This window comes from Methanosphaera sp., assembly GCF_016282985.1.
Classification (GTDB): Archaea; Methanobacteriota; Methanobacteria; order Methanobacteriales; family Methanobacteriaceae; genus Methanosphaera.
In genome coordinates, this window is the sequence record NZ_JAEELZ010000149.1 from 1 (window position 1) to 19,132 (window position 19,132).

General features: G+C 28.9%; 16 protein-coding genes and 1 tRNA gene. 12 read left to right on the forward strand and 5 right to left on the reverse strand.

Annotated features, from left to right (window positions below; all coding sequences use genetic code 11):
* The first annotated feature begins 317 nt into the window (after positions 1-317).
* Positions 318-1,310: a ketol-acid reductoisomerase gene (gene ilvC / locus QZZ11_RS09095; RefSeq protein WP_292475526.1), complete on the forward strand. Its 993-nt coding sequence runs from the start codon at positions 318-320 to the stop codon at positions 1,308-1,310.
* A 136-nt stretch (positions 1,311-1,446) separates the two neighbouring features.
* Here the strand turns inward: ilvC and QZZ11_RS09100 are convergent, their stop codons facing one another.
* Positions 1,447-2,001 carry a hypothetical protein gene (locus tag QZZ11_RS09100; protein ID WP_292475528.1) on the reverse strand — a complete coding sequence of 185 codons (555 nt, stop codon included), beginning with the start codon at positions 1,999-2,001 and terminating at the stop codon, positions 1,447-1,449.
* A 179-nt stretch (positions 2,002-2,180) separates the two neighbouring features.
* On the opposite strand from QZZ11_RS09100, the gene QZZ11_RS09105 reads away from it, so the two are divergent.
* Positions 2,181-3,317, forward strand: a complete 1,137-nt coding sequence (locus tag QZZ11_RS09105; protein WP_292475529.1) for a hypothetical protein — start codon at positions 2,181-2,183, stop codon at positions 3,315-3,317.
* Between the two features lie 51 nt (positions 3,318-3,368).
* Positions 3,369-4,379, forward strand: a complete 1,011-nt coding sequence (locus tag QZZ11_RS09110) for a methanogenesis marker 12 protein (protein ID WP_292475532.1) — start codon at positions 3,369-3,371, stop codon at positions 4,377-4,379.
* On the opposite strand, the gene surE is transcribed toward QZZ11_RS09110, so the two are convergent.
* Positions 4,380-5,150 (reverse strand): 5'/3'-nucleotidase SurE, encoded by a 771-nt coding sequence (gene surE / locus QZZ11_RS09115; protein WP_292475533.1) that lies wholly within the window; start codon positions 5,148-5,150, stop codon positions 4,380-4,382.
* A gap of 154 nt (positions 5,151-5,304) precedes the next feature.
* On the opposite strand from surE, the gene QZZ11_RS09120 reads away from it, so the two are divergent.
* On the forward strand, positions 5,305-6,186 hold the full coding sequence (locus QZZ11_RS09120; RefSeq protein ID WP_292475535.1) for a restriction endonuclease: 882 nt from the start codon (positions 5,305-5,307) through the stop codon (positions 6,184-6,186).
* Between the two features lie 175 nt (positions 6,187-6,361).
* Here the strand turns inward: QZZ11_RS09120 and QZZ11_RS09125 are convergent.
* Positions 6,362-6,433, reverse strand: a tRNA-Val gene (locus tag QZZ11_RS09125).
* A 181-nt stretch (positions 6,434-6,614) separates the two neighbouring features.
* Here QZZ11_RS09125 and QZZ11_RS09130 point away from each other — a divergent pair.
* Together QZZ11_RS09130 and QZZ11_RS09135 are read left to right on the forward strand one after the other, a co-directional pair.
* On the forward strand, positions 6,615-7,535 hold the full coding sequence (locus QZZ11_RS09130) for a branched-chain amino acid transaminase (RefSeq protein ID WP_292475537.1): 921 nt from the start codon (positions 6,615-6,617) through the stop codon (positions 7,533-7,535).
* Between the two features lie 60 nt (positions 7,536-7,595).
* Entirely contained in the window at positions 7,596-8,426 is an 831-nt protein-coding gene (locus QZZ11_RS09135) for an undecaprenyl-diphosphate phosphatase (RefSeq protein WP_292475538.1), read from the forward strand.
* Positions 8,427-8,437: 11 nt separating this feature from the next.
* Here QZZ11_RS09135 and QZZ11_RS09140 read toward each other — a convergent pair whose 3' ends face one another.
* Positions 8,438-10,048: a bifunctional N(6)-L-threonylcarbamoyladenine synthase/serine/threonine protein kinase gene (locus QZZ11_RS09140; protein WP_292475541.1), complete on the reverse strand. Its 1,611-nt coding sequence runs from the start codon at positions 10,046-10,048 to the stop codon at positions 8,438-8,440.
* Between the two features lie 137 nt (positions 10,049-10,185).
* Between QZZ11_RS09140 and cobT the strand changes: the two genes are divergently transcribed.
* The 5 genes from cobT (at position 10,186) to QZZ11_RS09165 (ending at position 14,923) form a co-directional block, all read left to right on the forward strand.
* On the forward strand, positions 10,186-11,262 hold the full coding sequence (cobT, locus tag QZZ11_RS09145; RefSeq protein ID WP_292475545.1) for a nicotinate mononucleotide-dependent phosphoribosyltransferase CobT: 1,077 nt from the start codon (positions 10,186-10,188) through the stop codon (positions 11,260-11,262).
* 84 nt (positions 11,263-11,346) lie between these two features.
* Entirely contained in the window at positions 11,347-11,904 is a 558-nt protein-coding gene (locus tag QZZ11_RS09150; protein WP_292475547.1) for an XTP/dITP diphosphatase, read from the forward strand.
* Positions 11,905-11,981: 77 nt separating this feature from the next.
* Entirely contained in the window at positions 11,982-12,383 is a 402-nt protein-coding gene (locus QZZ11_RS09155) for a 30S ribosomal protein S15 (protein WP_292475549.1), read from the forward strand.
* Positions 12,349-13,716, forward strand: coding sequence for a DHH family phosphoesterase (locus QZZ11_RS09160; RefSeq protein WP_292475550.1), 1,368 nt, complete (start codon positions 12,349-12,351; stop codon positions 13,714-13,716). The genes QZZ11_RS09155 and QZZ11_RS09160 overlap by 35 nt, the downstream gene beginning before the upstream one ends.
* Before the next feature lie 10 nt (positions 13,717-13,726).
* A complete protein-coding gene (locus QZZ11_RS09165) occupies positions 13,727-14,923 on the forward strand; it encodes an aconitase X catalytic domain-containing protein (RefSeq protein ID WP_292475552.1) in 1,197 nt (398 codons plus the stop codon).
* 85 nt (positions 14,924-15,008) lie between these two features.
* Here QZZ11_RS09165 and QZZ11_RS09170 read toward each other — a convergent pair whose 3' ends face one another.
* The gene (locus QZZ11_RS09170) at positions 15,009-16,505 is read right to left on the reverse strand and encodes a TrkH family potassium uptake protein (protein ID WP_365953045.1); all 1,497 of its coding nucleotides are present in this window, start codon (positions 16,503-16,505) and stop codon (positions 15,009-15,011) included.
* Between the two features lie 346 nt (positions 16,506-16,851).
* Here QZZ11_RS09170 and QZZ11_RS09175 point away from each other — a divergent pair, with 346 nt between their 5' ends.
* Positions 16,852-19,098 (forward strand): DEAD/DEAH box helicase, encoded by a 2,247-nt coding sequence (locus tag QZZ11_RS09175; protein WP_292475555.1) that lies wholly within the window; start codon positions 16,852-16,854, stop codon positions 19,096-19,098.
* Positions 19,099-19,132 lie beyond the last annotated feature (34 nt).

Here is a 19,132-nt window from a genome sequence, read left to right on the forward strand (position 1 = left end):
AAATGTAAAAACATAGATAAAGTCAAAAAAGAATAATAAGAATTAATTAATACTCGAATATTTAAAATAAAAAATGAAATTCAAGAACAGTTATTTTTAAGAATACATGTTGGAGAATAATATGCATATCCAGTAGAAAATAAATTAAAATATCCCAATAGCTGTTTAAAGACAAATATTTAATTAAAAACCTTCTATTTTATTATATTTTTCATGTTAATATTAATTCAAATAATTATTTTATATAACTTCTTACAAAGATATAAACATAATATCTAGATATAAAAATTTTATAAAATATAGGAGTACTCGATAAAATGAAAGTATTTTATGACGAAGATGTAACAACAAACGTATTAGAAGGAAAAACCATTGCAGTTATCGGTTACGGTAGCCAAGGTAGAGGACAATCATTAAACATGCATGACAGTGGATTAAATGTAGTTATGGGATTACGTGAAGGTGGAAGTTCATGGAAAAAAGCAGAAGCTGACGGTCTTACAGTTAAAACTATTGAAGAAGCTGCAAAAGAAGCAGATATCATCCACATATTAATCCCTGATGAATTACAAAAAGATGTTTTCGAAAACCAAATCAAAGACAACCTTGAAGCAGGTAACACATTATCCTTCTCACACGGATACAACATACACTTTAAAAGAATCAGAGTACCGGCAGATGTAAACGTGACAATGATTGCACCTAAAGGTCCTGGATCCAAAGTAAGACAAACATATGAAGAAGGATTCGGAATTCCTGGTTTAGTTGCTGTAGAACAAGATGCTACAGGAGATGCTTTCGATATTGCTATTGAAATGGCAAAAGCAGTTGGTCTTACAAGAGCAGGTGTAATCGAAACCACATACAGAGAAGAAACTGAAACTGATTTATTCGGTGAACAAGCAGTACTTTGTGGTGGATTAACCGCACTTATTAAAGCTGGATTTGAAACTTTAGTAGAAGGAGGTTACCAACCTGAAATGGCTTACTTCGAAACATGTCACGAAATGAAACTTATCATCGATTTAATCTACGAAAAAGGTTTCAAAAACATGTGGCAAGATGTAAGTAACACTGCTGAATTTGGTGGATTAACCAGAAGAGACAGAATCATTACTGACGAAGCAAAAGCAAACATGAAAGATATCCTCAGAGAAATCCAAGATGGTACCTTTGCAACCGAATTTGCAGTAGAAGGAGCAAGTGCATATCCTAAACTCTTCGCACAAAGAAGATTAGAAGGAGAACTTTTAATCGAAGAAGTAGGTAAAAACTTAAGAACCGCTTGTGGATTAGAAAAAGAAGAATAAGGTTAAAAAACCTATTTTATTCTTTTTTCATATTAAACTCCAATAAAAAATAATTGCTTTTTTTCTCACAGATTACTTATCAAGCTAAAAAAAATAAAAATAGAAGATTAAATAGTAAATGAATTAATAAATTGATTTATAAATCAGCAAATTCGTTTTTATAATTATTAATATTTTCTTTAAATGTTGTGTATTCTTTATTAAATTCTTCTTCAGAAATTTCTTTGTTTTGATATTTTAATAGTGACAATATAACATTTCCAAGAGAACCCAATATTTTTTTCAAAAAGACCAGATATTCAATTATTTTGTCAATATCCTTTTGAACATTTTCAACATCTACATGATAATGAACGTGATCGTGATCATGGCCATGTACATGTTCTTCTTCATCTTCATGAACTAAAATATTACTTAATGATTCATTCAATTTTTCAAAAATTTTCTCAATCATCTTATTAATCAGTTTAATTTCATCATCAAATGCGTATTTAACATCGTCGATATTTCCTAAAACTTTTAAAACTACGTTAAATAAAGATAATTCCGTAAAATTAATAAAATTTCTTGTTTTTTCTGATAAAAATACTATGGTTTCTTCATCTAATTTATATTCCTTAAAATCTCTTATTAATGAATCTAAGAAATCATTTAATCTTGTGATTAATGGTGTTAATGTATCATATTGCATGTTTATCCTACCTTTAATTCTATATCAACTATATTTATAATATTATTTATAGATATTCAAATTAAAATGGAATTAAATCAAGTTTTTGTTTATTTTTGGAAAAAAAACTGAATTAATAGAAAAACAATAATAATTATTATATTAATAATATTATTATATTAAAAGAAGGTATGATATCCATGGAAGTAGAACCTTTAAAATTCAACATCAATGATAACTTTGAGGATGTTAAAAGACATGTAATAGAAAATAAGGCAGAATATAAAAATAAAAGTCTTTCAGATTCCCTGATTATTCGAGGTATTGGTGAAAAATATTTAAAAATCGAAAACAATTTCTATTCTTGGAATGACATTAAAACATCCCTGGACGATTATAAAGAGGGAAAAATCATCAATGAAATCATACTCTCCATACTTTCATGGTTATTTTCAGATATAATTATCAGTAGCACTTCATACACTCCAAGAAAATTCAATTTAGATGAAAATTTTCAAAATATTAAAAAAGAGATACTGGAGCATAAACAATATTATAAAACAGGTTTAATATCCGGAATTGGAGAAAACAATATAAAGATTACCACATATAAAAATAAAGATTATTACATAGAATGGGATGAAATAGAAAATGTTGTAAAGAGTATCAGATACACATCCTTTGAAGAGTTAGAGGAAAAACGATTCTCAAGTAGTATAATCAGACAATTATTCAATGACAACACAAAGGAATATTCAGAAGAAGAATTAGAACTTCTCCAAGAAAATAATGGTAAATTAAAACTAAAATATTATAAATTAAATAAGTTTGGAAGATTAAGTTATAAATTAATAAAAACTGAAAATGAGGATAAAAACTTAATTAAAGAACTATTAAAATTAGCTCTTGTTTGGAATAACGGACAACTTCCATTTAACATTAATGAGGATGGTGTAAATCATATAATATTAAATAAATCAAGTCTTGTAAGAGCAGATTTTAGAAAAAATAATCAGTATACAGAAATATTAAGAAAGGAAACAGGAGAAGATTATAAAGTATACACTATCCAGTACTCTGATGAATATGTTTACCACAGTCATAATTACAAAAGTTTGATTAAATTTGAAAAGGATTCCAGTAAATGGATAGTCACATATAACAATAAGAATTTATTACAAAATGCATTCAGAAAAGAAGTAAAAAGTCACTGGATTTGTGATATAACCACTGCAAAATCAACAGAAGTATGTACTATAACAGATTATGAAAATGAAAATAACATCTTTAATCCGGATTTATTTACCCGGTTATTCCAAAGTTTTCTTAGAAAATAGTTAGATGAATTGTACAAAAAAATAAATTCAATCCAATAAAAAAATAAGTATATGAAATATTATATGGGTATGGATCATGGAACAACTGCTATAAGTTTCCAGATAATAGATGAAAATAAAGAGGATGTTGCTTATTTCAAACTTAATCGTGACGAAGTATCAAATAACAAAGTAAATTTTAAAGATACTCTAAGAGAACATGTCAAAATTGCCGATATTAATCTATTAGCAATGACATATGCAATGGGTGACTCCATTAATAAAATTACACCGTTAGAAAAAGTAAAAGACAGAGGAATATTATCAATAAATGGAGCAGGTAAAGTAACTGGTGGTGGAAGTAAAATATATGAAGAAATATTATCATTAAAAATACCTTCAATATTAATACCGGGACTACATAAAGACTGTGAATTCATGGATGAAAGATTTAGAGCAAGTTATTCACATTGTGCCAGCAGTGAAAAGGTAAGTTTAACCTATTATGCATATACCATGACAGGCTGGAAAAACATGATAATAGCAGATATCAGCTCAAATACAGTGTGTATACTAGTGGAAGATGGTATTATTAAAGGAGCTCTTGATGCATGTATTGGTGCTATGGGATTCATTCATGGTCCTCTTGACTTAAGTATGATACGTGAAATTGATGAAGGGAAGAAAACAGCAAACGAATGTTTTTCACATGCAGGTATTTCAAAGATTGCAAAAGTAGATACAAAAATCAATAACGTGAAAGATGAAATCATAAAAAAAGCTTTAAACAATGATAAAAATGGTCGTTTAGCTATTGATTCTTTAGTTATGAGCGTTGTGATGGAAATTTATGGTCTGTATGGTATAGCCGAAAATAATATTGAAGGGATTGTATTGACAGGTAGTGGTGGAACTATGAATAACCCTGTTGATATAAGTGGGATGATTAAAGAAAAAGTCGAAAAAATTGCTCCTGTCAAAGTTTTAACCGATAAAAGTGGTGCTATTGGCAGTAGTTACATCGCATATGATATTTGTAAAAATAAAAAAAATAAGATTATGGGTATTGATGTATTGAAATAGTTATTCCAACCATTTACTTAAATCAACATCTGTAGTCATATCCGTTGATAATGCCGTTAATGTTGATTTATTTTGAACTCTTAATGTATGTACGTCCGTATCCCCATCTTCTTCCATTATTAATCCTCCAACTATCCAATAATATGGATGACCATATGGATCTATTCTTTTTTCTACATCAGTATCATACATTTTATTAGCTAATTTTACCTGAACAATTTCATCAGAAACTGGATTTGCTGGAATATTAAGATTTAAAATATTAACTCCTTCAGGCATTCCATGATCTATAATTTTTTTAACTAATTTTCTAACTATCTTTTCGGCAAAAGAATAGTCAACACTTTCTACTCCATCTTTAAATTTTATATCTTCATGGTTGACTTGAATTGAAACTGCTATTGCTGGTATTCCAAAATAAGCTGCTTCAAATGTTGCCCCTAATGTTCCTGAAGTAGTAATTGATCTTGCTAAGTTTTCACCAACATTTATTCCTGAAAGTATCAAATCAGGTTCTCCTTTCATTAAATTTTTAGAACCAAGTATTACACAATCCGTTGGTGTACCTGTAACAGCATAAGCTTCCGTATCATCATCAATCTTTGTAGGCATTGCTCTTAAGGGTTTCATCAATGTTATTGCATGACCAACTCCACTTTGCTGTCGTGCAGGTGCTACAACCATTGTTTCTCCCAAATCTTTAACTGCATCATTTAATGCTTTAATTCCCTTAGAAGTTACACCATCATCATTTGTTATTAAAATTTTCATAATAATAATATGTAATAAGTTTTACTTATTATTAATAGATAAATTATAATACTTTAAAAAAGATATAATAAATCAATAATATTTATAATAACTTAAAATAATAATTTAGAATTATACAAATATTTCATTTCAAACATTGAACAGAGGGAGAATATTGGAAAAAGAACGATTAATAAAGTTTATTGCCACTATTATGGAAGATAGTGGTTTTAAAACTACAACAAACTATCCAATTGATAATCAAGTTATTGACATATATGGAACTCTCGAAACTTCAGTAGGTGAAGTAGGAGTAGTTGCTGCATGTAAAAACTATGAAGAACCATGGACTGTTGGGTTAGATGTATTAAAAGATATGGAAACTGCAGCTAAAGCTGTAAATGCTTCAAAAATATTAATATTTACTACAAGTAGATTTACACATGGAGCAGCAGTTTATGCTCAGAAAAGAAATATTAAATTAGTTGATAAGAAAGGTCTAATGAAAATAGCTCAGAATTATTCTAAAAAACAAAGAGTTGTTTCAGAACCTGCAGTAGATGAAGATGATTTCGATTACGATGAATATTACTATGAAAGTTCATCAAGACCTGCAAGTTTAAATCCTAATAGAGGAAATAATTCTCATGCAATTTTATCAGGACGATTTAGTAGAAGTAATAGAAGCAATAGTAGTTTAAACCAATATCAAAGTCCTTCATATCAACCAAGAAGTTATTTAGATAACACCACTACTAGAGCCATTAATATTAAAGATAAATTACCGGCAGTAGATGTTGATAAATCTTTAGAATTCTTTAAAAATAATATAATTGTATATTTAATCGTACTACTGATTGTTGCTACTTTAATTTCATTGATATTTAATAGAATTACAGTGGGCAGATATACTGGTCTTGGTAAAATAGTTACCAGTGCTATTGTCTGTTATGGTGGATTGTTGTTGGTAGAAAGAAATTTATCAGAACTTTTATTTAAAGGAAGTATTATATTCTTTATTTCAATAATTATTTCTATTGTAACATTGACAATTTAAATATATTCTCTCCCTAACCTCTATTTTTTTTAAATTTTTCTGAATTAAATAATATATACTAAAGATAATAACTTATTACTTATAAGTTATAACTTATATGTTATAAGTAAATTTTCGTTAAAAAAAGAAGCCAAAAGTAATTAACAAGAAAAATAGATTTAATTAATGTTTAAAATGGGCCGGAGGAGATTTGAACTCCTGATCCCCTCCTTGTAAGGGAGGTATCATACCCCTAGACCACCAGCCCTAATAAAATAAATAAGTCTTTATGTCAGACTATACTATAGTATATTTATTATAGTATATAAAGGTTTCTATAAATCAAATTAAATATCTAAAAAATGAGATAAATTAAAAAATACTATTATAAATCTTAAATAGAATAAAAAAGAGACATAATATTATATAAAAAAATAGGAATTATTAAAATGGCATTCGATGAATCAGGAAAAATATGGTTTAACGGAGAATTAGTAGACTGGAAAGATGCACAAATTCACGTATTATCACACGTAGTACATTACGGTTCTAGTGTATTTGAAGGTTTAAGATGCTATGATACCGAAAAAGGACCAGCAGTATTCAGACTTAAAGATCATATGAAAAGATTACTTAACTCAGCAAAAGTTTACAGAATGGACATCCCATACACATTAGATGAGTTATGTGATGCAGTAAAAGAAACAATCAAAGAAAATGACCTTAAATCATGTTATGTAAGACCAATTGCATTTAGAGGTTATAAAGAACTTGGTGTATACCCATTAAACTGTCCTGTAGAAACAGTAGTTGCAGTTTGGGAATGGGGACAATACTTGGGAGAAGATGCTTTAGAACAAGGAATTGACATATGTACTTCAACATGGAGAAAAATGGCACCAGACACCATGCCTAACATGGCTAAAGCAGGTTCTAATTATATGAACTCCCAATTAGCTAAAATGGAATCCGTAGCTAATGGTTACAGTGAAAGTATTGTATTAAATTATAACGGAGATATCGGTGAAGGATCTGGAGAAAACTTATTTATGATTGAAGATGATGTTATATACACTCCAGATATTGGTTCTTCAGTATTAAACGGAATTACCAGAAACACTGTTATTCAAGTAGCTCAAGACTTAGGATTTGAAGTTAGAGAAGAACGTATCCCTAGGGAAAGAGTTTATACTGCAGACGAATTATTCTTCACAGGTACAGCTGCAGAATTATCTCCAATTAGATCAGTAGATCAAATAACAATTGGTGAAGGTAAACGTGGACCTATTACCAAAAAATTACAAGATAATTTATTTGATATTATTAACAACAAAGTAGAAGACAAATATGGTTGGTTAGACTTTATATAACCATCCTTTCACTATTTTTTTCTTAAATTAAAAATAACATATATAATCAGAGGTGATTATTTGTTAGACATTCTAAGCGCTATTATTTTAGGTGCTGTTCAAGGATTAAGTGAATTTTTACCTATTAGTAGTTCAGGACATCTTGCACTGATTCCAAACTTACTTGGAGTAGAAACAGGTCTAGCATTTGATACAGTACTTCATATTGGAACTTTAATAGCAATTTTTTCATTTTTCTGGAAAGATATTATAAACTTGATAAAAGGTTTCATACTAAGTTTAATAGATCTTACTGAAGGTTTTGATGTATTTAAAAGAGAATTAAAATTAGTTCCTGAAAAACGTTTTGCATGGTTAATTATAGTAGGTTCCATACCAACAGCTATTATTGGATTATTACTTAAGGATGCTATTGAAACAATATTCAGAGGAACAATATTTGTTGGATTTTTCCTAATAATTACAGGTTTAATACTATATTACTCTGAAAGACATTCATCAGGAAAAATTACAGAAAAAGATATGTCATTTACACAATCCATTATAATAGGTATTTGTCAAGGATTGGCAGTATTGCCTGGAATTTCCAGATCCGGTTCAACAATTGCATCAGGATTATGTTTAGGTCTTGAAAGAGAATATGCTGCCCGTTATAGTTTCTTACTTTCAGTACCAGCAGTAGTCGGCGCAGGATTAATTCAGATAAAAGATATTGCAACGATTGATATTTCATTTGGAGTAATATTAGCAGGATTTATTTCATCTGTAGTATTTGGATATCTTGCAATAAAATTACTCATGAAAATGATTAAAGGTTGGAGTTTAGATATATTTGCTTATTACTGTTGGATAGTTGGAGCAGTAACTTTAATCTTATCCATAATCTTATAAAAAAAAAGTAATTAGAGGTATCTTCCTCTTTTTTCAATTTCATCTATTTTTTTAACTATTTCTTTATTATCATATCCATCTAAAAACCATCCGAATAATTTATCAGATTCTTCAGGAATAATGGTTTTTAAAGATTTTTTAAATACAAGTAAATCAGTACCTTTATCTTCAAGAAGATTACTATACTTTCCTAAACCAAAATCAATTAATATAGGAAGGTCATCCTTAACTAAAATATTGGCTGGAGTTAAATCACCATGTATAATCTCACCATCATGCATGTTTCTAACCATTAATCCTATATCATTAACTAATTTTTCCAATTCATTAACGTTTGATTTTTCTATTTTCTCCTGTAATTGTATTGCATCCACTTTTTCCATAATAATATTATAATTTTCTAAATCAATAGAGTAAATAAAGGGTGTATTGACATTATACTTTTTAGCTTCATAAATTAGTTTAGCTTCCTCTTTAGTCCTTTCCAATCTTAATTTATCATCTAATTCTTTTGTTCTGTAATTTTTAGATATTCTGTTTTTTATTATGGATTCCTTATTATCCCACATTGTTTCAATAATATCAGCTTCTGCTCCTTTGTGTTTGATATTATCAGGTAATGATATGTTATGTTCTGGTTTTTCATTAATCCAAGTTACTTCAACCTGATCAGTCCTATATTTTGGATTAATGTAACTATTTTTAATTCCCGTAATTTTTTCATCATAGGATAACAATCCCAATCTTGCAATCATTGAACCATTATCTCCACAATATTTCATAGGAGGCATATAAAAGTCCACATAATGTTCATCACACATCTGTTTTAACATTTCTCTAAGTTTTTTATTTGCTGCTACTCCACCACACAACAATACTTCGTCCTTTCCAGTGTAACTTAGTGCTCTTTCAGTTACTTCACATAACATTGCAAAACAGGTTTCCTGGAAACTATTACATATTACATCCAAATCTATTCCCTGTTTATATTTGTTAATTGCACTTGTAAGTATTCCTGAAAAAGATAAATCCATTCCTTTAACTATATATGGAAGTTCAACTGTTTCATCAGTATTTTGAGCATGCTTTTCAACAATTGGTCCACCAGGATGACCTAACCCTACATCTCTTGAAAATTGATCTAAACAATTGCCTATTGCAATATCCAATGTTTCACCAATGATTCTATAACGTCCAGTTTCATAACTTATAATCTGAGTGTTACCTCCACTGGTGTATAATGTAACAGGATCTTTAGCCCCTGTTGTAAGTTTTCCTATTTCAACATGTCCAATACAATGATTTACACCAATTAATGGAACATTAATATTTTGAGATAAACTTCTGGCTGCTGTAGCTACAGTTCTTAATGCCGGACCTAAGCCAGGTCCTTTAGAAAAAGATACCAAATCAATATCATTCAATGTTAAATTTGATTCAATTAATGCATCTTTAATTAATGGAACAATATGCTCTGCATGAAAATTAGCTGCTTCCCTAGGATGAATACCACCCACTTCAGGATATAACTGATCACCACATGTTGCTAATATATTACCTTCAGAATCCACTATTCCAATCCCCGTTTTCTCTGCTGTTCCTTCTATCCCTAAACAAATCACAAAAAAACCCCTTTGTCAAATTTTCTTAATTATAAGACCGTTAAATCAAGTATTTTTTAATTTTTATTCACAATTATTAATATATTTGAATTAAATAATTAATATTATATTTGTTAAAAAAAATCGAGGAATACAAAATGGTAGACAACGTAAAAATATTCGGATCAGATAAAGTACTTAAAGACTTAGAAAAATCAGAAAACATGGTATTCGCATGTGTACTAGGTAACACAGCAGTTTCAAAAATTGAAGGTATAAGTGGAGCAGGTGGATCCCCAGAAATGACACCATACACACCAGCATTAGATGTAGAATTAATGTTAAGAAATGAAGCATTAAGTCTTCCGGAAATTGCAGTAACAGAATCTGATGAAGTACCTGCACCTACACCAGGACTTTTAACTAAAACAACATATGAACTATTAAACATGCCATTTGTAGCAATCAGTGCAGGTCTAGAAGTAGACCCTAAAACATCATTCATTAGTTTAAATGGTCAACCGGGTGGAGACTTAAGAGAAGGTAAAGGAGTTCCAAATCCTAAAGAAATCTATTGTAATGCAGTAGAAACCGGTAAATTATTATCACAATTATCTGACCATTTAATGATTGGAGAATCAACACCGGCAGGTACCACAACAGCTCAAGGAGTACTCACAGCATTAGGTTATGATGTGGAAGGTAAAGTAAGTGGATGTATGATGCACAATCCTCATGAACTAAAAACAAGCGTTGTAAATGCAGCATTAGAAAAAAACAATGTTAAACCAGGTGACTTAAAAGATGATGCATTTAAAGCAGTAGAAATTGCAGGAGATCCAACAATCATAGCAGCTGCTGGTTTAGCTATTGGTAGTTCAGTACCAGTAACACTTGCAGGTGGAACACAAATGACAGCAGTACTTGCTACAATTAAAGCAATCAAACCTGACTTTGACTTCTCAAACATTGCAATAGCAACTACAGTATATGTTGCAAATGATGAAACATCCAATATTTTAGATATTGTAAACCAAATTGGAGACATAGCAGTATATGCAGCTGACCCTAAAATGGAAAATTCAAGCAACCCAGGATTAGCAGCATTTGCACAAGGTTCCGTTAAAGAAGGAGTAGGTGCTGGTGGAAGTGTATTATATGCTTACCTCAAAGGAATTACTCCTGAAGAATACCTTGCAAAACTCGAAGAACTCACAGCTAAAGTTTTCGGATAATAATTTAAAAATAACCTCCTTACTTATACATTTTTTTTACATAATTTTTTTGTACTAGTTTTTCAATATATATTAATGATAAAAATGAGAGTAACATTTATTACTGGTAACGAACATAAAGTTAAAGAGGCAAGAGGTATTTTCGAAAAATTTGGTATAGAAGTTGACCATGAAAATCCAGGTTATCCTGAAATTCAAGGCTCAATTGAAGAGGTAGCAGCTTATGGAGCTAAATATGTTGCAGAATTACTTCAAAAACCAGTTATAGTAGATGATACAGGCCTATTTATACGATCCCTTAATGATTTTCCTGGAACTTATTCATCTTATGTACAGGATACTATAACCAATAAGGGTATAATTAAATTATTAGAAGATGAACAGGACAGATACGCCGAATTCAGGTCATGTATTGGTTATTGTAAACCCAAATGTGAACCCAAGACTTTTTTAGGCACTGTTGCTGGTGAAATTTTATCAGAAGAAAAAGGTTCTAACGGATTTGCTTATGATCCACTATTTTATGTTGAAAAATATGATAAAACATTTGGAGAACTTACTACTGATGAAAAAAACGAATGTTCACACAGAAGAATATCAATGGAAAAATTTGCTAAATGGTATTCAGAAAGTGAATCTTAATTTGTTATATTATACGTAAATAATAATTTTTTTAGAATATAATATAAAATACTAAATAAATAATAGGAGAATTTTTTATGGCAGAAAAACCTGAATGGTTAGAAATGACCGAAGAAGAAATTGTAGAATTAATCGTGAAATTACACAGAGAAGGACAAAGTACAAGTCAAATTGGTATTATCTTAAGAGACCAATACGGAATTCCTAGTACAAAAACAGTTCTCGGAGCAAAAATTACAGAAATTTTAAAAGACAACGGAACTGAATTTGAATACCCAGAAGACTTATTAAACTTAATCAAAAGAGCAGTAAACATCAGAGAACATTTAGAAGAAAATCCTAAAGATTTACACTCTAAAAGAGGATTAATGATTATCGAATCAAAAATCAGAAGATTAGTAAAATACTACACTAGAAACAATGTTCTTCCTGAAGGATGGAGATATGATCCAAAAACAGCAGCTCTCCTTGTTAAATAGGGCTGATGAAGCTTGTGATTTATTAAAATCACATATTGATAACCAGCATGTTGTGAGAATAATCTCTCACAATGATGCTGATGGATTAACCTCTGCTGGAATATTCGCTAATGCAATATCAAAAGCAGGGGGTAAATTCCATATTACTATATTACCAAGACTAAGAGACAGTAATGTAAAAGAACTTACTAAATCTCGTTATAAACTATTTATTTTCTCAGATATGGGAAGTGGAAATCTTGAAAGCATTTCTAAATTAAGTGGTGATGTAATCATTGCTGACCATCATCAATTTCCTGAAGATGTTGACCCGGAAATGCAAGTTGATTATAAAAAGATTGTTCATGTAAATCCTCATATATTTAATGTTGATGGAACCAAAGAAGTTAGTGGTTCAGGACTGTCATATTTATCTGTACATGACTATGGATATTATGAATTGGCAGGTCTTGCATTAACAGGTGCATGTGGAGATATGCAACTAAAAAATGGTCCACAAGGAATTAATAAACTAATTTTAGATGAAGCTTTAGAACATAAAACTATGGAAGTTAAAAATGAATTAAAATTAGCTTATTCAAATACTCAGCCATTACATAAATCAATAGCATACACATATACACCAGTTATTAAAGGACTATCCGGTTTTGTTGATGAAACAAATGACTTTTTGGATAAACACAACATACCTAAAGATAAGTTATTACATCAATTAACCAGTGAAGAATATGAAACACTGAAAAATGAGTTAACATCAATAAATGAAGATATTTATGGAGAAGTATATACTATTCCGAATATTAGAAGAGAATTAACTAATGTGGAGGAATATGCTAATTTATTAAATGCGTGTGGTAAAAATAAAGAATATACTGCTGCCATAAGTATTGAATTAGGTAAATATAATCAGATGGACTTTGCAGAATCATTATTATCCAAATACAGTAGTAATATGCAAAATGGAATTGAATGGATAAAAAGAGAAGGTAGTATCCAGGAAGAAAACATTCAATATATTTATACAGAAGATAAGGAACAAAAACAAATTGCCGCAGCTGTAAGTAGTATAGGTATTGAATTAGGTATATTACCAGATAAACCAATATTAAGTTTAATGAAGATGGATAATTTAATTAAAGTATCATCAAGAACAACTGATAATATGGTTGAAAAAGGAGTTAATTTAGGAGTTATTATGAATCAAGCATCAAATAACTTTAATGGATCCGGTGGTGGCCACAATATTGCTGCTGGAGCAACTATACCTTTTGATCAAAAAGATAATTTTATTCATTTAGTTAATGAAATGGTAGAATATCAAATAAACAATTGAAGTGATAAATATGCAACTTACAAAATATGAAGAAGATATGTATAATGGTGAATATGGGGAAGGTAAAGCTGAATGTATGGAAATCCTTGTTAGTTTAGGTAAAATATATAATGCTGAAAAAATGGTTCCTATTACATCTGCACAAGTATCTGGAGTTTCATATAAAACAATTGGTGATGCTGGATTAGATTTTGTTGTAGATTTAGGCAAAAAAGCTGATGTGGAACTGGAAACTATGCTTAATCCGGCTGGAGTTGACATAGAAAACTGGAAAGAACTTGGTTTTAGTGAAGAATTTACTAAAAAACAAATTGATATCATCAAAGGTTATGAAAGTATAGGTGTAATGAGCACATGTACCTGTACACCATATTTAATAGGTAACACTCCATTATTACATGAGCATGTAGCTTGGAGTGAATCTTCTGCAGTTTGCTATGTAAATAGTGTTATAGGTGCAAAAAGTAACAGGGAAGGCGGACCAAGTGCATTACTTGCAGCAATTGTTGGAAGAACACCATACTATGGAAATCACATTACGGATAATAGAAAAGCTGATATGATATTTGATGTTGATTATGATTTTACTACAGAAGCAGAAATTGGTGCTTTAGGTTATTATGTTGGACAAATTGTTAACGATAAAAATCCATATTTCAGATTAAATAGTAATCCTGGACGTAATAATTTAAAAACATTAGGTGCTGCATTAGCTTCAAGCGGAGCTGTAAGTATTTATCATGTAGAAAATGTTACCCCTGAAGCTGAATTTGCTAAGAATCATGAAACATTTAATGAAACGGAAGTTATTAACATAGATTCTGAAATTATCAAAGAATCCTTGGATGGATTAAGTACAACGGATAAAATACCTGATTTAGTATGTCTTGGTTGTCCACATGCTTCAATTAGTGAAATACAAAAAGTTGCCACATTAGTTAAAGGTAAAAAACTTAAAAAAGATTTATGGATTTGTACATCCCAAGCAATTAAAGCCATAAGTAAACAATGTGGATATTTAGACATTATTGAAGCTGCAGGTGGAAAAATAGTTTCTGATACTTGTATGGTGGTAGCACCAGTAGAAGAACTGGATTATGAAGTTATCGGAGTTAATTCAGCAAAGGCAGCTAATTATGTACCAAATATGTGTAAATTAGATGTTGTTTATGATACTGTGGAAAACCTAATAAAACTAATCTCATAATTAGTTTAAAAAAAAATAAATTGATTTACAAAATCAATTTTTCATATTTACTTTTTTCTCTTTTTCTATTTAAAATAGTTAAATTTTAATTTTCTTTAATTTTTTCATTTATTTCTTCAATTACAAAAAATAATGGTAATAAAGCAGGCCATAAACCGATTCTTCCAGCTAAAAAATCAAACAATAACACAATTTTAACCAGTAATGGAATTGAAGTATTTATATAACTTGGACCCAATCCTGTATTACCAATTGAACCTGCAACGATTGCTACAGCTATTTTAAAATCATTACAGAAGAATAATACAATTACAGTACTTATTACAAACAATAACAAATATGCAGATATAAATGTAAATATTTGTTTTAATGAATCATTGGATACTGTTATTTCCCTGTTATCATGGAAAACTTTTCTGAAAACTATTATATTTTTAGGTAAAAATATTGATTGAAGCTCCCACCAGATAGATTTTAATATAATAGCAATATTATATATTTTAATACCACTTGCTGTTGAACAAACAGAACCTCCAATAAACATTAAAATTATTAGTACATGATAACTTAAAGCAGGCCAATTGTTTATATCAGTAGACTGAAATCCGGTAGAAGTTAATATTGATACAACCTGGAACAACGCATTTCTAAATATAACTAATAAATCATGATTATACATATTATTTTGATATAAATTTACCATGACAAGTATTGTTGCTAATAATATAAATATAAACAAATACCTTATTTCGATATCCTTATAAAAATTTCTCAAGTTTCCCTTCATCAAATTATAATGTAAAATGAAATTGGTACCTCCCATAATCATTATAATTATGGTAACTATTTGAAACAAAGGATTTGAAAAATCATTTAAATTATTCGGATCTGAAACAAAACCACCAGTACCTAAACCAGAAAAGGTATAACATACAGCGTTAAAAATGTCTAATCCAACCAATAAATATAATGAAATAGCAATTATTGTTAAAAAAGTATATAATTTAATAAAAATAACTGAAGTATGTCTTATATTCGGTGTCATTTGTTCTGTTTTTCCTTCAGCAAAATATAATCTTTTTAAACTAACAATTGATGGAAGAAGTACTAATAGCAAGAAAATAATTCCTAATCCTCCAAACCACTGAAGCAAACTTCTCCAAAGTCTAATAGAATAAGCCACAGGAACACTGGCATACATAGTAAAACCAGTTGAAGTAATTCCAGACATACTTTCAAAATATGCATCAATAAAAGATAAATCACCAGAAATTATAAATGGTAAAGCACAAAAAAATGCTGAAATTATCCATATAGAAAGTACCAAAATCAGAGAACCTTTTAATGATAAATTATACAAATTATTAGAGTTAAATTTGTAAAATAATAATAATCCTATGATTAAAGAGATTATAGTTGATATTATAAATGAATTAAAATATAATATATTGTCATTATATATCCGGGAAACAATTATTGGTATTACCATAAATGAAGCAATACATATTATTATAAATCCAATATAATGAACAATCATTTGTAATTCATTTGTATTGATTTTTTGAAAATTCATTAATCTCATTTAAATCACTTTATATTAAAAAATAATTATTTTTTTCAATCAAATAATAATCTAACAAAAAATAATAAAGACTGTTTTGATATTATCTTAAGTTGTATATATATCTTAAGTAGATATATATTTACAAAAATATACAATTAAGCTATTTTAGAACTCAATAAATAATATACTAAAAGGAATGAATTTAATTATTTTTTTAAAAAAAGTAAATAAGAATTATATGAAAATTATTTTAGTAATTTAATTTTTTTAAGAAATAAATCAATAATTAAATAAAAAAAAATATTCTGATTATTATTATATAACACATTACTTAATACAATGATTTGACATAAATTATAATAGTATGAATAATTTTATAGAACATGAATATTTAAACAAAGACACTATAGAAGGTAGACTTTATCAGCAAAATTTAGCTATGAGTGTTTTAAAAAAAGGAAACACTATGATTATAGCTCCTACAGCTATGGGAAAAACTGTAATTGCTGCATTAGTGTCTGCTGAAAGATTAAAAAACTATGAAAACAGTAAAATTCTTATTTTAGCTCCTAGTAAACCATTAACTTTACAACATGAAAAAAGTTTTAGAAATTTTTTGAGTACAAGTGTAGCCAGTTTAACAGGTAATGATAAACCGAGTGACAGGAAAAAACTTTGGAATGAAAATCAGGTTATATGTGCTACTCCACAAACAGTTGAATCAGATATTATTTCAAGAGAATATGATTTTAAGGATGTTTCACTTGTAATATTTGATGAATGCCATCATGCTGTTGGTTCTTATTCTTATGTTTATTTGGCACAAAAATATGTGCAACAAGCAAAAAATCAGTTAATTCTTGGTTTAACTGCAAGTCCTGGATGGGAAAAAAGCAAAATTAAGGAAGTATCAAAGAATATTTATGTCAATGAAATTATTATAAAAAGTGAAGATGATCCTGATGTTGCACCATATTTCAACCAGGTGCAAACAAAATGGATAAAAGTAAAATTAACACCGGAACTCCAAGAAATTAAAGATTTAATCTCAGAAACATTGAAAATAAGATTAAAAACTCTTAAAAAATTAGGTATTATTGATTCTATTGCAAAACCTTCAAAAAAAGAGATTTTAGTAGAACAATCAAGATTACAACAAAAAATAGCCTCATCCAGTATGCCTAAAAAAGAATATTTCACTGGAATTTCAATTCTAACAGAAGTAATTAATATCATGCATTCACAAGAGTTGTTAGAAACTCAAAGTATTAAAACATTAAATAATTATTTCAATAAACTGGAAAAGAAAAAAACAAAAGCAGCAAAATCATTGAAAAATGATTATAAATTTAATAAAGCAGTACTTCTAACACGAAAATATTTAGATAAAGGTATAGATCATCCAAAAATGATTCGTTTAATTGAACTGATTCAAGAATTAATCAAACAGGATAAGGAAAATAAAATCATTGTATTTAGTCAATTCAGAGATACGACAAAAACAATTTATGAAAATTGTGAAAAACATAAAATTAAATCTTTAAGATTTTATGGACAAGCTTCACGAGATAACGATAAAGGATTAAGTCAGAAAAAACAGATTGAAACCATTGATTCGTTTAAGCATGATGATTATAATGTCTTAATATCTACTAGTGTTGCTGAAGAGGGTATTGACATACCTGCTGTTGATTATGTAATCCTTTATGAACCAGTACCATCAGAAATTAGAATGATTCAGAGAAAAGGTCGTACAGGACGTAAACATGAAGGTGAAATGTTTATTTTAATGACTAAGGGAACACTTGATGAATCTTATTACTGGTCTAGTCAGAGAAAAGAAAGAGCTATGAGAAGTAATGTTTATAATTCGTATAGAAAGGAAAACATTACTTTAGATAATAATATTGCCGACAAGGAAGATGTAACATCATATAATCCAAACACGCTAACAACGGAAGACAATGCAGAAGTAGAAATATATGTTGATTATCGTGAAAAAAATTCAAATATGATGAGAGAACTTGATAAGATAAATTGTAAAATAAATGTTAAAACAATGACAGTTGGTGATTATCAGATAACTGATGATATCATTATTGAAAGAAAAACTGTGGAAGATTTCAGTAAATCAATTACTGATAAAAGATTATATCAACAAGCAAAAGAATTAGTGAATAATTGTAGAAAACCATTGATGATTATTGAAGGGGAAAACATTTATCATACATTCCTTCATCCGAATGCTATAAGAGGTGCATTGACAGCTATAGCAATTGATTTCAGAATACCTATCATTCAAACTCAAAATGAAACTGACACGGCATTTATGATTAAAAGAATTGCTATCAGAGAACAGGAAAAAGATAATAAAAAACCTGTTAGCGTTAGAACACAGACAAAACCTGTAACATTACCTGAACAACAATTATTTATTACTGAAAGTTTACCAGGTATTGGTCCTGTATCTGCAAAGAAATTATTAACTCATTTCAAAACTGTAAAAAACGTTGTTAACGCTTCAAAGAAAGAATTAAAAGAAGTTGAAGGTATAGGTGAAAAGACTGCAACTAATATTATTGACGTGACAAACAGAGAATTTAAAGAATAAATATTTAGAAAAAAGTTTAATATATAAATAAGGG

Coding starts and splice junctions, on each gene's coding strand:
- ilvC (WP_292475526.1), top strand. CDS start 318: ATGAAAGTATTTTATGACGAAGATGTAACAACAAACGTATTAGAAGGA.
- QZZ11_RS09100 (WP_292475528.1), bottom strand. CDS start 2,001: ATGCAATATGATACATTAACACCATTAATCACAAGATTAAATGATTTC.
- QZZ11_RS09105 (WP_292475529.1), top strand. CDS start 2,181: ATGGAAGTAGAACCTTTAAAATTCAACATCAATGATAACTTTGAGGAT.
- QZZ11_RS09110 (WP_292475532.1), top strand. CDS start 3,369: ATGAAATATTATATGGGTATGGATCATGGAACAACTGCTATAAGTTTC.
- surE (WP_292475533.1), bottom strand. CDS start 5,150: ATGAAAATTTTAATAACAAATGATGATGGTGTAACTTCTAAGGGAATT.
- QZZ11_RS09130 (WP_292475537.1), top strand. CDS start 6,615: ATGGCATTCGATGAATCAGGAAAAATATGGTTTAACGGAGAATTAGTA.
- cobT (WP_292475545.1), top strand. CDS start 10,186: ATGGTAGACAACGTAAAAATATTCGGATCAGATAAAGTACTTAAAGAC.
- QZZ11_RS09150 (WP_292475547.1), top strand. CDS start 11,347: ATGAGAGTAACATTTATTACTGGTAACGAACATAAAGTTAAAGAGGCA.
- QZZ11_RS09155 (WP_292475549.1), top strand. CDS start 11,982: ATGGCAGAAAAACCTGAATGGTTAGAAATGACCGAAGAAGAAATTGTA.
- QZZ11_RS09160 (WP_292475550.1), top strand. CDS start 12,349: ATGATCCAAAAACAGCAGCTCTCCTTGTTAAATAGGGCTGATGAAGCT.
- QZZ11_RS09165 (WP_292475552.1), top strand. CDS start 13,727: ATGCAACTTACAAAATATGAAGAAGATATGTATAATGGTGAATATGGG.
- QZZ11_RS09170 (WP_365953045.1), bottom strand. CDS start 16,505: ATGAGATTAATGAATTTTCAAAAAATCAATACAAATGAATTACAAATG.
- QZZ11_RS09175 (WP_292475555.1), top strand. CDS start 16,852: ATGAATAATTTTATAGAACATGAATATTTAAACAAAGACACTATAGAA.